This window comes from Rhodococcus sp. NPDC003383, assembly GCF_053589115.1.
The window spans coordinates 1-12,787 of the sequence record NZ_JBSFRG010000033.1 but is presented as its reverse complement, the minus strand read 5'-3'; the positions used below and the strand labels follow the sequence as shown (position 1 = coordinate 12,787).

Below are 12,787 nucleotides of genomic sequence, written 5' to 3'. Positions count from 1 at the left end.
CGAGTCGGTCACAGGGACACCAGCTTCCGTCGGCGGACCAGGGCGATGAAGAACGGTGCGCCGATCAGGGCGAGCACGATACCGACCTGCAGCTCGCCGGGGCGCACGACGATACGGCCGATCACGTCGGCGAGCAGCAGCAGGATTCCGCCGAGCAGGCCCGCGTAGGGCACCAGCCAGCGGTAATCGGGTCCGGTGATGGCGCGGGCGATGTGCGGGACGATCAGCCCGATGAACGCGATCGGGCCGCACGCGGCGGTGGCGGCGCCGGTGAGCAGGGTGATCGCGACGATGCCGACGGTGCGGCTGACCGCGACGTTGGTGCCGAGCGAGCGGGCCACGTCCTCGCCGAGGCCGAGCACGTTGAGGCCGGGGGTACTCGCGAGGGCGATGACCACGCCGGCGGCCAGGAACGGCAGCACCTGCCACAGCACGTCGGTGCCGCGGCCGGCGACCGAGCCGACCACCCAGAAGCGGAACCCGTCGAGGGTGGTCTGGTCGAGCAGCACCACCGTGTTGGTCATGGCCTGCAGGAAGAACGCGACGGCGGCCCCGGCCAGCGCCAGGCTCAGCGGGCTGGCCTTGCCGCCGCCGATGGACGCGAACCCGAAGACGGTGACCGCGGCGAGCAGGGCGCCGGCGAACGCGAACCACAGGTACTGCGACGGGGTGGTCATCCCGAACAGGTAGATCGAGAGCACCACGAGGAACGCGGCGCCGGCGTTGATGCCGAGCAGGCCGGCGTCGGCGAGCGGGTTGCGGGTGTGCCCCTGGATGAGGGCACCGGCGATGCCGAGGGCGATCCCGACGACCAGACCGAGCACGGTGCGGGGGATGCGCAGGCTGTGCACGATCAGGTCGGTCTCGGAGCCGTCGTTGACGGTCAGCGCGTGCAGGACCTCGGCGAAGGTCATCGGGCGGGCGCCGATGGAGATGCTGGCCAGCAACACGAAACCGAGCAGCACGATCAGCGCGGCCAGACCGAGCAGGCGGCGGCGCCGCAGCCCGGCGACGCTGCTGTCCGGGGGGAGCGGGGCGAAGCCGTCGGCGGCGGCGATCTTGTCGGTGACCACCTCGGTGTCGCGGCGCAGCAGCGCGCGCCGGGTGCCGACCGGGGCGCCGGTGGCGGCGTCGCGGGTGACCAGGCCGGTCCACTGCTTGCCGAGGCTGCTGCCGGTGTGGCCCTCGCGGCGGCCGTTGTTCCACAGCCAGAATCCGGCGGCGGCGGCGACGGCGGCGAACCCGAAGACGATGCGGTCGGTCTGGCCGCCGCCGTTCGCGTCGGCGAGGGTGTCGACGAGCAGCGCGCCGATCACCAGCGGCACGGCGAGCAGGGCGGCGTCGAGCGCGGTGGCGGTCACGCGCCGCGCGGGGCTCGCCGGGGGGCCCGGATCGGGCAGGACCGGTGAGTCTCCCGGGTGTCGGATCGTGGTCACGGGCGGGGTGCTCCTCGGGATCGGTGCCTGCCGGGGACGCGGACGAGGTCCGCGGAGAGACGTACGGGAACTTAGGTTACGGAATCCTATCTATCCCGTCTCCTGGGGAGTTGCGCAACCACCCCACACATGCCAAGGTTAGGCTCACCTAATCAAGCCGTGGGGTATGGAACCGCGGTGCTGCTTGCCGATCAGGAGGTGTGTGGGTGTCGACTCTGCTGCTGACCCGTCCCGAGGTCCCGGAAATCTGTGCGGTCCCGGGGTCCGCGTTCGACGACACGCGCACCCGGCTGCGCGCGCTGGCGCCGGACGCCCCCCGCGTCTACGCCGTCGCCCGCGTCGACGAGGAACCCCGCCGCCGTTGGTGGCGCCTGGCCGGCGAGGACCGGGCCCAGCGTGTCGACCTGCTCTACCGCCGCGTGCTCGACGACGTCGAGGATCCGCGCATCGCCGTCGAGCAGGTCGCCGGGGCGCTGATCCACGTGGTCGTCGGGCGGGTGCTGGCACCGGTCGTCCTCGACGGGCGCGCCTGGGATCCCGGCCTGGAGAACCTGTGGATCCACCAGGACAGCGACGGCGGCATCGACTGGGCCGGCGTCGCCGACGACACCCTGCGGGTGCTGCCCGGCGATCCCGCCGAGGGCACCCGCGGCGTGGTGGTGCTGCCGTGCGAACAGGCCCTCGCGATCTGGACGGCGCACCGCGCCGTGACCGCCCTGTCCACGGTGCACCGGACCCTGCAGGGCTGCGCGCCGCTCGACGGCGCCCGGTTCTGGGCGCTGGTCGGCCGGGCGGTCGTCACCGGCGCCGCGCAGCTGCCGATGCTCGCCGCGTCGTCGCGGCGGGTCTCCGCGCGCCGCGGCCAGCAGCTGCTCGACGCGTTCGTTTCCGCAGGGTTTCCCGTCCGAGGCCTTGCCTGATTAGGGCAGCCTTCCCTACAATCATGGTCGTCACCTACTGTCGGACCGCGCCGGAGTCCTGAGGGCTGCAGAGACTCCCGGTCCTTCCCACGGCGGGCCCCGCATCACCGCGGGGCCCGCCGGATCTTTTCCGGGCCCGCACCGCCCGCGCGTCCCGGCGGCGGCGCGCCCCGGCGGGCGCCTACCATCCGACAGGACAGGGCGGTAACGCCCGGACAGCCGAGACGACGGAGACTTCATGACCAAGCAACTCAGCCCCGATCCCGCCGCCACCACCGACGCCAACAACGTCGGCTTCGGTACCGCGCTCGGGCTCGAATTCGTCGAAACCGGCCCGGATCGGGTGGTGGCGCGCTGGACGGTGACCCCGAGCCACCACCAGCCCTACGGCATCGTGCACGGCGGGGTGTACTGCGCGGTCATCGAAACGGTCGCGAGCATCGCCGGTGCCCTGTGGTTCGGCGACCGCGGCAACGTCGTCGGTGTCAACAACAACACCGACTTCCTGCGCGCCACCCGCGAGGGCGTGCTCACCGCGACCGGCACCCCGCTGCAGCGTGGCCGCACCCAGCAGCTGTGGCAGGTCGCGATCACCGACGAGCAGGACCGCACGGTCGCGCACGGGCAGGTGCGCCTGGCCAACATCGCCGACGCCGACCGCATCGGCCACTAGAACCGGAACCACTGTCTGCCGGCTCGGGCACCCGGTGCCCGAGCCGGTGCGGCGTCAGCCGGCCTCGCGGGCCGACCCGGAGCCGCCCTTCTCGATTGCTGCCGCCGCGGCCTCGGCGGCCTCGGTGTGCTCCCGCAGCCGGTCGATCGCGATCCGCGCGAACACCTGCTGCTCGGTCGCGGCCATCTCGTTGCGGCCGGTGGACAAGAACGCCTGCGCCCACGACAACAACGTCGACAGCTTCGACGAGAACCCCACCAGATACAGCAGGTGGATGAACAGCCACGCGATCCAGCCGATGAACCCGCTGATCTCGAGCTTGCCGACCTTCGCGACGGCGCTGAACCGCGAGATCGTCGCCATCGAGCCCTTGTCGAAGTAGTGGAAGGGCTTGCGCTGCGCCGGATCCTGCCCGTGCAGGCCCGCGACGATCTGCTGCGCGGCGTACTTGCCGCCCTGCATCGCCACCTGCGCCAGCCCCGGCAGGTTGTCCAGCGCCATCATGTCGCCGATGACGAACACGTTCGGGTGACCCGGCAGCGTCAGGTCGGGCTGCACCTGGACGCGACCGGCCCGGTCGATGCCGGCGCCGGACTGCCCGGCGAGCTGCTTGCCGAGCGGGCTCGCCGCCACCCCGGCCGACCACACCTTGCACTGCGACTCGATGCGCCGTTCGGTGCCGTCCTTGTCCTTGACGGTCAGGCCCTCGGCGTCGACGCCGGTGACCATCGCACCCAGCTGGATCTCCACCCCGAGCCGCTCGAGCGTCTTGCGGGCCTTGCGGCTGAGCTTGCCCCCGTACACGGGCAGCACGTCCGGGGCGCCGTCGAGCAGCACCACCCGCGCCTCGGTCGGGTCGATGTGCCGGAACGCGCCCTTGAGGGTGCGCCGCGACAGTTCGGCGATCTGCCCGGCCAACTCCACCCCGGTGGGGCCGGCGCCGACCACCACGAACGTCAGCAGCCGCGTGCGCTCGTCGTGGTCGTCGGACAACTCGGCCTGCTCGAACGCCCCGAGGATGCGGCCGCGCAGTTCGAGGGCGTCGTCGATGGTCTTCATGCCGGGCGCGAATTCGGCGAAATGGTCGTTGCCGAAGTAGGACTGGCCGGCGCCCGCGGCGACGATGAGGCTGTCGTATTCGGTGACGGTGACCCGGTCCAGGAATCGGGAGGTGACCGTCTGCGCGTCGATGTCGATCGTTTCGACCTCCCCGAGCAGCACCTGCGCGTTCTTCTGCTTGCGCAGCACCATGCGGGTGGCCGGGGCGATGTCGCCGACGGACAGGATGCCGGTGGCCACCTGGTAGAGCAGCGGCTGGAACAGGTGGTGGCTGGTGCGGGCGATCAGCACGACGTCGACATCCGCGCGTTTGAGGGCCTGGGTGGCGAACAGTCCACCGAATCCGGATCCGATGACCACGACCCGATGACGACCCGACCCGACCGGCTGGATGCTCATCTGATTGCTCCCTCGACGTCTGTCAGTGACCGGGCCGATCGGTGCCGGCGCGGTCCCCGCCTCACTCGGCGAACAGCCCCAGTCTCGCAGCATTCGCGGGCCGTGACGCGTCGAACCGATCGGCGAGTCGTGTCCGGCGCGGTCAGTCCGGGTCGCGCAGCAGCCCGTACACCGGGTTGTGGCGGGCGGCGTGCCGCACCGCGTCGTTGGTGGCCGAGGTGTAGATCTGCACCGTCTGCAGGGACCGGTGCCCGAGCAGCTGCTGCAGCTCGACCATGGTCGCGCCGCTGTCGGCGAGGCTGGTGGCGAAGGTGTGCCGCAGCGCGTGCGCGAGCGCGCCGCGTTTGCGTTCGGATTCGATCCCGGCCAGCCGGTACATCCGCCGGACCCGGTACTGCAGGGTGCCGCGGGTGATGCGCCGGCCGTCGCTGCCGACGAACAGCGGATCCTCCGGCGGGAATCGTTCCCAGATCGCCAGGTCCTCCCGGTCGGCGCGGGCGGTGCGCCGCGCCGGCGGGAACCGGGTGTACCGCTGCTCGAGATAGGCGGAGACGATCGCCGTCCAGCTGTCCTCGAGCGGGATCTCCCGTTCGGTGGCGCCCTTGCCGAGCACCCGCAGCACCGGGGCCTCGCGGCCGCCGAGGATGCTCGCCAGGTCCAGCTGGATCAGTTCCTCCGAGCGGATGCCGGTGAGCAGCAGCGTCGCGATGAGCGCCAGGTCGCGGCCCGGCCAGTCCCGTGGCCCGGTCTCGGGGCGCTGTGCCTGCACGGTGAGCGTGTCCACCAGCTGACCGATCGCGGCCGGCTTGAACGCCTTCGGGGTGTGCTGCGGCCGTTTGGGCTGGGCGATCGACGCCATCGGATTGCCCTCCGAAACCCCTTCGGAGACCAGGAAGTTGCAGAAACTGTTCCACACCGACCAGGCGCGGCGCACCGACGCCGGTTGCCGCTCCCGGGCGAACGCGGCGAACGCCGAGCGCAGCGACCGGATCGTCACGTCCTGCACGGTCAGCGCGTCGGGATGGACCTGCCGGGTGGCGGCGAGCTGCTCGCACACCGCCCGCAGATCCAGCCGGTAGGCCTTGACGGTGTGCGCCGACCGTTTCGCCGTCTGCAGGGTCTCGAGGTAGGCCGAGATCCACTCCAGCAGGCCCGGTTCGTCCCCGCTCGCCATCGTGCGCCCTTTCCGCCGGCTCGTGTCGTACATGTGTGCGAGCACAGTCTGACATCGGGGTCGGACAGGGCGGTGCTCGGTCAGGGCGGGGCGCGTGCCGCGGAGACGCGCGCGGGTGGGGGAGAATCGGCGGATGCGGTCGCGCACGAAGATTCTGGACGCCACGCTCGGGCTCATCGCCGACGTCGGCTTCGAAGGTGTCACGATCGCCGGGGCGGCGCAGGCCGCGGGGGTGTCCCGGCAGACCGTGTATTCGATCTTCGGGAGCCGGGAAGAGCTTGTCTCCCAGGCGATCAGCGGGCAGCTGCTCGAGGCGTACGCGGAGATGACCGCGCGGCTCGAGCAGATCGAGGACCCGGGGGAGTACGTCGTGGAGACCATCGTCCTCGGGCGCACGGTGGTGCGGGAGCACCCGGTGCTGGCGGTGCTGCTGCGGGGGAACGGCGACAATCCGGTGTTCGATCCGGGCATGGTCGACCGCGCCAAACCGATCGGGCGGCAGCTGCTGGCGCCGATGGTGCGCCGGCACCCGGAACTGGAACCGCACGTCGACGACATCGTCGTGATGTCGCTGCTGCTGGGCCTGTCGGTGCTGATGTTCACCGGCGACGCCATGGAATCCGACGACGAGCTGCGGGGGTTCCTGCGGCGCTGGCTGCAGCCGGCTCTGGCGTCCCTCGGCGGGCCCACCCGCGATTCTTGACACTTCGGCCGCGGACTGTCTAGTTTTGCTTGCGTCCGGGCCTGCGCCGTGCCGAAAACCGATGGGGGATCGACTTGTCCGCACTCACGCGCCGCTCCTTCCTGGCCGGCGCCGTCGCCGCCGGGACACTGCTGGCCGGCGCGTCCACCGCGCACGCCGCCCCCGGCATCGGCGCCCGCGTCAAGCGGGTCGCCGTCACCCGCGAAGAGCACCGCGTGATCGTCATCGGCTCCGGCTTCGGCGGCGGCGTCACCGCCCTGCGCCTGGCCCAGGCCGGGGTGCCCGTCACCGTCCTCGAACGCGGCCGCCGCTGGCCCACCGGCCCCAACGCCACCACCTTCCCGCGCGTCGCCGACCCCGACAAGCGCATGCTGTGGCACAAGTCGTTCCCCGAGGTGTTCGGCCGGCGCCTGAACGTCGAACCCTACGTCGGCCTCGTCGAAGCCGTCCCCGGCGACAACATGACCGCCCTGTGCGCCGCCGGCGTCGGCGGCGGCTCCCTCGTCTACCAGGGCATGTCCCTGCAACCGGACCGGGACGTGTTCAACGCGCACTTCCCGAACGAACTCGACTGGGACCTGATGAACCGCGTGCACTACCCGCGCGTGGCGAAGATGCTCGGCCTGGCCACCGCCCCCGACGAACTGGTCGCCACCGCCAACTACGCGGCCGCGCGCATCTTCGCCGACCGGGTCCGCGCCGCCGGCATGCCGCTCGACAAGATCCCCATGCCGATCGACTGGAACTTCGCGCTCGCCGAACTGCGCGGCGAGATGACCCCCGCCTACACCGACGGCGCCGGCGCGCTCGGCGTCAACAACGGCGGCAAGCACACCGTCGACGTCACCTACATCGCCGACGCCGAGGCCACCGGCTTGGCCACCGTGCAGGCCCTGCACGACGTCACCGACATCGAACGCGCCGCCGACGGCCGCTGGACCGTGTACGTCGACCGCACCGACGAATCCGGCACCGTCCTCGAGAACAAGATCCTCACCACCGACGCGCTGGTGCTCGCCGCGGGCAGCCTGAACACCACCCGGCTGCTCCTGCGCGCCGCCGCCAAGGGACGGATCACCGACCTGCCCGACGACCTCGGCCGCGGCTGGGGCACCAACGCCGACCGCATCTACATGTGGACCGACATGGCCGCGGACTTCGGGGCGGTCCAGGGCGGCCCGGTCGTCTACGGCAGCAAGAACTGGGACGATCCGCACCACGCCCACACCGTGGTCCAGGCGTCGCTGCCCTCGTTCGAGGTGAACACCCGCAGCACCGTCCTCGTCGGCTACGGCGTCAGCGACGGCCGCGGCGAATTCGTCTACGACGCCGGACGCGACGACGCCGTGCTGCGCTGGCCGCACGAGGGCGACGCCGGGATCCAGAACGGCCACATCGATCCCGCCGTCCGCCGCATCGCCGGCGACGCCGCCGTCCTCGTCGACACCAACGCGATCGTGCCGTCCACCTGGCATCCGCTCGGCGGCGCCAACATGGGCAGCGTCTGCGACCTCGACGGCCGCGTCCTCGGGCAGCGCGGCCTGTACGTGCTCGACGGGGCGCTGATGCCCGGCAACGCCGCCGCGTGCAACCCGTCGATGACCATCGCCGCCGTCGCCGAGCGGGCCCTCGACAACATCGTCGCCCGCGACGTCGGCACGCTCATCTGAGCCACAGACCCGGGGGATGGGAACGGTGGCGTGGCGTCACAGGCCGTGACGCCACGCCACCACACACTCGTCCACCCCACCCGAGCGGTGCAGGTCCCGGCCGAGCCACCGCACCAGCGCCCCCGGACCGTCCAGGTCGAATCGATACGCCCCGTTCCCGGCATCCTCGTGCGGGGGACGCCACCCCAACGCCAGCACCGAATCCAGCACCCGATGCGACCCGAGAATCCCCGGGAGCGTGCGCAGCCCGGGGGACAGGTCCAGATCCTCGACCAGCAGCGGACGCTGCTCATGGGTCGCGACCGTGTGCGAGCGCACCGCGCCACCCAATTCCCCGCTGCGGCCGAGCACCAGCGTCTCCCGCAGCAGCACCCGCGCGTCGCGGTCGAGCACCAGCTCGGTGCGGCGGGTGACGTCGGCGCCGTCGGCGATCACGAACGGCAACCCGTCCCACAGCAGCGTCGCACCGGCCCCGAGCCGCGCCCGCACCGTCCAGCTCGACGCCCGCCCGGCCGCGTCGTAGGCGACGGTGCCCGCGGTCTCGACGATCTCGAGCCACGCCCCGGCCCCCACCTCGACCTCGATCACGACGTCGTCGCCGCCGAGCAGCAACGCCCCGGTCGCGACCAGCGCGACCCGCGCGCCGTCCGCGTCCCCGCCGAGCACCCGCGGCCCGAACGCGCCGGGCACCAGCCGGCACCGGGCGCGGCCGTGCGCGCGGTGCACGGCGACGGTCGTCGCGGGGTGCTGTATCGCAGGGTGCGGGGTCGCAGGGTTCGGGGAGGTCACTGCGGCGTCGACGCGTGCCCGTGGCCGTGACCATGTGCATGGCCATGCCCGTGGCCGTGCTCGTGGTCGTGGTCGTCGGCATGGAAGTGCGGTGCCATCGGACCCGGATCCACCGGCACCAACCGGCCCCCGGTGTGCTCGGCCAGCACCGACCGCACCCACGCGCACAACGCCGCCACCGACTCCGGATCCGTGCGCGAGAGCGCCAGCACCGGCCGGCCCTCCCGCGCCGCCTCCGCGTCCGCCACCATCTGCGGCACATCCACCCCCACATAGGGCGCCAGATCCGTCTTGTTCACCACCAGCAGATCCGCCCGCGCGATCCCCGGCCCACCCTTGCGGGCCACATCGCCGCCGCCGGCGACGTCGAGCACGAAGATCTGCGCATCGACCAGGGCGGGAGAGAACGTCGCCGTCAGGTTGTCCCCACCCGACTCGACCAGCACCACATCCAGCGGCGCGAAATCCTCCTCGAGATCCTCCACCGCCAGCAGATTCGCCGTCACATCGTCCCGGATCGCGGTGTGCGGGCACGCGCCCGTCTCCACCGCGCGGATCCGCTCCGGATCCAGCACCCCCGCCGACCGCAGAAACCGCGCATCCTCGTCGGTGTAGATGTCGTTGGTGATCACTCCCAACGCCAGCTCCCCGGACAGCTCCCGGCACAACAACGCGATCAGCGAACTCTTCCCGGTCCCCACCGGACCGGCCACCCCGAGCCGCAGGGCACGGGTGGAGGCACAACTGTGATCAGGCACTGAACAACCTTTCTGTGGTGTGGGCATGATTCTCGGCCCACTGTTCGACGAGCGGCGCCGCGCACGCCGGGATCTGCTGTGGCTCGGTCAATCCCGCCACCGCCGTGACAAGCTGCTCGATGGCGGGGGCGGCCGCCAGCACCCAGCCGGTGACCACCGCCGGATCCACCGGCTCGAGCTTCAGCGTCGCCGCCGCGATGGTCTGCGCATCGTCGTATCCGACCAGCCGCGCCGTGTGCTCGGCATCCAACCCCGCGCGCGCGGCCAGCATCCCCGCCGCCACCGGCCGCGCCGGCCGCCACGACCGCGGAATCGGTTCCTGATCCGGCCACAACCGCCGCAACAACCGCAGATATCCGCGGCCCAGCTGCCGGGAACTGGCCCGAAGCGCCGCGCTCGGTGTGCGCGCGGCCCACGCCGCCTCCACCGCGTCGAGATCGCCCCCGGCCACCGCGACACGGCGGGCGACGACCGCGGTCGCCGCCTCCACGATCGTCACCGTCCGCAACCGGGCCGCGATGTATCCCGGCACGTCCGCCGGCGGCAACCCGGCCCGCAACGCCGGTTCCAGGCCCGCGGACTGGGTGTGCGCACCGGTCGGTAACCGCGCGTCGGCGAGCAACGCCAGCAACAGCGACTGCGACGGCACCGTCGACTCCCGGTCCACGTCAGAACAGCGAATACAACTGGGCGAGCGGCAGCCGCTCGGCCGGGGCCGGCACGATCCGTTCCCCGTCGACGTCGATCTCGAACGTCTCCGGGTCGATGTCGATGCGCGGCAACACGTCGTTGTTGCGCATCTGCGCCTTCCCGACACCGCGGGTGTCGGCGACCGCCACCAGCGGCCGGCGCATCCCGAGCCGATCGGCCAGGCCGTCCTCGATCGCCGCGGGCGACACGAACGTCACCGACAGGTCCGCCCCGATCGCATCGGTCAGCGCCGGGCGCTGCAACACCGGCTGCGGCGTCGGAATCGAGGCGTTCGGGTCACCGAGCGCACCCCACACCAGGCCGCCGCCCTTGAGCACGACACTGGGCCGCACCCCGAACAGCTTCGGCTCCCACAACACCAGATCCGCGATCTTCCCGACCTCCACCGAGCCGATGTGCGCATCCACGCCGTGCGCGATCGCCGGATTGATCGTGTACTTCGCGACATACCGGCGGGCCCGCTCGTTGTCCGCCGGCAACGACGACCCCAGCGACCCGCGCCGCGCCTTCATCACGTGTGCGACCTGCCAGGTCCGGGTGATCACCTCACCGATCCGGCCCATCGCCTGCGCGTCCGACGACGTGATCGACATCGCGCCCATGTCGTGCAGCACGTCCTCCGCCGCGATCGTCGTCGCCCGGATCCGAGACTCCGCGAACGCCAGATCCTCCGGCACCTGCGGATTGAGGTGATGACACACCATCAGCATGTCCAGATGCTCGGCGACGGTGTTCACCGTGTGCGGCAACGTCGGATTCGTCGACCCGGGCAACACATAGGGCTCACCGGCCAGACGCATGATGTCCGGGGCGTGCCCACCGCCGGCGCCCTCGGTGTGGAACGCGTGGATCGACCGGCCGCCGATCGCCTCGATCGTCGACTCCAGGAACCCCGCCTCGTTCAACGAGTCCGAATGCAACGCGACCTGCAGCCCCCACTCGTCGGCCGCGCGCAACGCCGCATCCAGCGCCGCCGGCGTCGACCCCCAGTCCTCGTGCACCTTGTAGCCCGCGGCCCCGGCCAGCGCCTGCTCCGCCAGCCCGTCCATGCTCACCGTGTTGCCCTTGCCGAACAGCAACACGTTGACCGGCAACGACTCCAGGCTCCGATGGATCGTGCCCAGATGCCACTCGCCCGGCGTCACCGTCGTCGCCTTCGTGCCCTCCGACGGACCCGTACCGCCCCCGGCGATCGAGGTGATCCCCGTCGCGAGCGCCTCGTGGATCTGCGACGGCGAAATCAGGTGCACGTGCGTGTCGAAGCCGCCGGCTGTGAGGATCTTGCCCTCGCCGCTGATGACGTCCGTGGACGGACCGATCTGCAGATCCGGATGCACCCCGTCCGCGATGTCCGGGTTCCCAGCCCGGCCCAGCGCCGTGATCCGCCCGTCCCGGATACCCACGTCCGCGCGGACGACACCCCACCAGTCCAGCACGATCGCATTCGTGATCACCGTGTCCGGCGCGCCCTGCGCGCGGGTCGTGGACCCCTGCGCCATGGATTCGCGGATGGACTTGCCGCCGCCGAACACCGCTTCCTCACCGCCGACGGTGCGGTCCTCCTCGATCTCGATCCACAGATCGGTGTCGCCCAGACGGACCTGGTCGCCGACGGTGGGACCGTAGAGCGCGGCGTAGCGTTCCCGTGAGATGCGAACCATCGGATCAGTCTCCGTTCTGCTCGGAAAGGGGGCCGTCGAGCGCGCCGCCGTCGGGGACACCGATCGCGATGCCCGGCACCCGCCGCGCGCCGCGCAACGCGACCGCCTGCACGGTGCGGGACGCGCCCGGCTCGAAACGGTGGGAGGTCCCCGACGGAATGTCGAGGCGGAACCCGTGCGCGGCGTCCCGGTCGAACTCGAGCGCCGGATTCGCATAGGGCAGATGCAGGTGCGAGCCGATCTGCACGGGACGGTCGCCGGTGTTGACGATGACCAGTTCGAGGCGCTCGTCCGGTTCCCGGTCGGCGTTGAGTTCGATGTCGCCGTCGCGGACACGGATCGCTCCGGGGCCGGTGGTGTTCAGACCTGCCATGGCGTGCTCCTCAGGCGATCGGCTGGTGGATGGTGACGAGTTTGCGGCCGTCCGGGAAGGTCGCCTCCACCTGGACGTCGGGGAGCATCTCCGCGACCCCGTCCATCACGTCGTCGCGGGTCAGGACCTCCCGGCCCGCGACCATCAGTTCGGCGACCGACAGCCCGTCGCGGGCGCGTTCGATGACCCAGTTGGTGAGCAGCGCCGTGGTTTCCGGATAGTTGAGCTTCACGCCGCGCGCGTGCCGGTCCCGGGCGACCATCCCGGCGACGGCGAGCAGCAACTTCTCCTGTTCGGAGGGCGTCAGATGCATGGGGCCTCCTCGGTGCGAACGCAGCGTGTCCGGTACGCCCGGATACTGCGCGCCAGCATATGCCCACCCATGTTTCACCCGCGTTTCCACGGTGCGGCTCCGCCGCCGGTGTGCCTTTCTGGCGGCTGGAGCCGCCAGAAAGGCACAC

General features: G+C 71.5%; 13 protein-coding genes. 4 read left to right on the top strand and 9 right to left on the bottom strand.

Features of this window, described 5'->3' with window-relative positions:
* Window positions 1-8: 8 nt before the first annotated feature.
* Entirely contained in the window at window positions 9-1,436 is a 1,428-nt protein-coding gene (locus tag ACWDTS_RS23370) for a FecCD family ABC transporter permease (RefSeq protein ID WP_450119125.1), read from the bottom strand.
* Between the two features lie 206 nt (window positions 1,437-1,642).
* On the opposite strand from ACWDTS_RS23370, the gene ACWDTS_RS23365 reads away from it, so the two are divergent.
* Window positions 1,643-2,356: a hypothetical protein gene (locus tag ACWDTS_RS23365; RefSeq protein WP_450110752.1), complete on the top strand. Its 714-nt coding sequence runs from the start codon at window positions 1,643-1,645 to the stop codon at window positions 2,354-2,356.
* A gap of 238 nt (window positions 2,357-2,594) precedes the next feature.
* The gene (locus ACWDTS_RS23360) at window positions 2,595-3,029 is read left to right on the top strand and encodes a PaaI family thioesterase (protein ID WP_450119124.1); all 435 of its coding nucleotides are present in this window, start codon (window positions 2,595-2,597) and stop codon (window positions 3,027-3,029) included.
* Between the two features lie 54 nt (window positions 3,030-3,083).
* Here ACWDTS_RS23360 and ACWDTS_RS23355 read toward each other — a convergent pair whose 3' ends face one another.
* Together ACWDTS_RS23355 and ACWDTS_RS23350 are read right to left on the bottom strand one after the other, a co-directional pair.
* The gene (locus tag ACWDTS_RS23355; RefSeq protein ID WP_450119123.1) at window positions 3,084-4,487 is read right to left on the bottom strand and encodes an NAD(P)/FAD-dependent oxidoreductase; all 1,404 of its coding nucleotides are present in this window, start codon (window positions 4,485-4,487) and stop codon (window positions 3,084-3,086) included.
* Between the two features lie 142 nt (window positions 4,488-4,629).
* On the bottom strand, window positions 4,630-5,661 hold the full coding sequence (locus ACWDTS_RS23350) for a tyrosine-type recombinase/integrase (protein ID WP_450119122.1): 1,032 nt from the start codon (window positions 5,659-5,661) through the stop codon (window positions 4,630-4,632).
* 133 nt (window positions 5,662-5,794) lie between these two features.
* Here ACWDTS_RS23350 and ACWDTS_RS23345 point away from each other — a divergent pair, with 133 nt between their 5' ends.
* On the top strand, window positions 5,795-6,364 hold the full coding sequence (locus ACWDTS_RS23345) for a TetR/AcrR family transcriptional regulator (protein WP_450119121.1): 570 nt from the start codon (window positions 5,795-5,797) through the stop codon (window positions 6,362-6,364).
* Window positions 6,365-6,438: 74 nt separating this feature from the next.
* Complete coding sequence (locus ACWDTS_RS23340; RefSeq protein WP_450119120.1) at window positions 6,439-8,034, top strand: GMC oxidoreductase; 1,596 nt, start codon at window positions 6,439-6,441, stop codon at window positions 8,032-8,034.
* A gap of 36 nt (window positions 8,035-8,070) precedes the next feature.
* Here the strand turns inward: ACWDTS_RS23340 and ACWDTS_RS23335 are convergent, their stop codons facing one another.
* From ACWDTS_RS23335 to ACWDTS_RS23310, 6 genes are read right to left on the bottom strand one after another with little or no spacing between them, the layout of a single operon-like run.
* Window positions 8,071-8,823, bottom strand: a complete 753-nt coding sequence (locus ACWDTS_RS23335; protein ID WP_450119119.1) for an urease accessory protein UreD — start codon at window positions 8,821-8,823, stop codon at window positions 8,071-8,073.
* Window positions 8,820-9,608 (bottom strand): urease accessory protein UreG, encoded by a 789-nt coding sequence (gene ureG / locus ACWDTS_RS23330; protein ID WP_450119118.1) that lies wholly within the window; start codon window positions 9,606-9,608, stop codon window positions 8,820-8,822. Before ureG ends, ACWDTS_RS23335 begins: the two co-directional genes overlap by 4 nt.
* Window positions 9,574-10,230, bottom strand: a complete 657-nt coding sequence (locus ACWDTS_RS23325) for an urease accessory protein UreF (protein ID WP_450119117.1) — start codon at window positions 10,228-10,230, stop codon at window positions 9,574-9,576. The genes ureG and ACWDTS_RS23325 overlap by 35 nt, the downstream gene beginning before the upstream one ends.
* 19 nt (window positions 10,231-10,249) lie before the next feature.
* On the bottom strand, window positions 10,250-11,953 hold the full coding sequence (locus tag ACWDTS_RS23320) for an urease subunit alpha (protein WP_450119116.1): 1,704 nt from the start codon (window positions 11,951-11,953) through the stop codon (window positions 10,250-10,252).
* A 4-nt stretch (window positions 11,954-11,957) separates the two neighbouring features.
* On the bottom strand, window positions 11,958-12,326 hold the full coding sequence (ureB, locus tag ACWDTS_RS23315; protein ID WP_197252624.1) for an urease subunit beta: 369 nt from the start codon (window positions 12,324-12,326) through the stop codon (window positions 11,958-11,960).
* Window positions 12,327-12,336: 10 nt separating this feature from the next.
* On the bottom strand, window positions 12,337-12,639 hold the full coding sequence (locus tag ACWDTS_RS23310; RefSeq protein WP_068160404.1) for an urease subunit gamma: 303 nt from the start codon (window positions 12,637-12,639) through the stop codon (window positions 12,337-12,339).
* Window positions 12,640-12,787 lie beyond the last annotated feature (148 nt).

Bases quoted from the DNA above. Each gene is read 5' to 3' on its own strand.
- ACWDTS_RS23360 (WP_450119124.1), top strand. From the start codon at position 2,595: ATGACCAAGCAACTCAGCCCCGATCCCGCCGCCACCACCGACGCCAAC.
- ACWDTS_RS23355 (WP_450119123.1), bottom strand. From the start codon at position 4,487: ATGAGCATCCAGCCGGTCGGGTCGGGTCGTCATCGGGTCGTGGTCATC.
- ACWDTS_RS23350 (WP_450119122.1), bottom strand. From the start codon at position 5,661: ATGGCGAGCGGGGACGAACCGGGCCTGCTGGAGTGGATCTCGGCCTAC.
- ACWDTS_RS23345 (WP_450119121.1), top strand. From the start codon at position 5,795: ATGCGGTCGCGCACGAAGATTCTGGACGCCACGCTCGGGCTCATCGCC.
- ureG (WP_450119118.1), bottom strand. From the start codon at position 9,608: ATGCCCACACCACAGAAAGGTTGTTCAGTGCCTGATCACAGTTGTGCC.
- ACWDTS_RS23320 (WP_450119116.1), bottom strand. From the start codon at position 11,953: ATGGTTCGCATCTCACGGGAACGCTACGCCGCGCTCTACGGTCCCACC.
- ureB (WP_197252624.1), bottom strand. From the start codon at position 12,326: ATGGCAGGTCTGAACACCACCGGCCCCGGAGCGATCCGTGTCCGCGAC.
- ACWDTS_RS23310 (WP_068160404.1), bottom strand. From the start codon at position 12,639: ATGCATCTGACGCCCTCCGAACAGGAGAAGTTGCTGCTCGCCGTCGCC.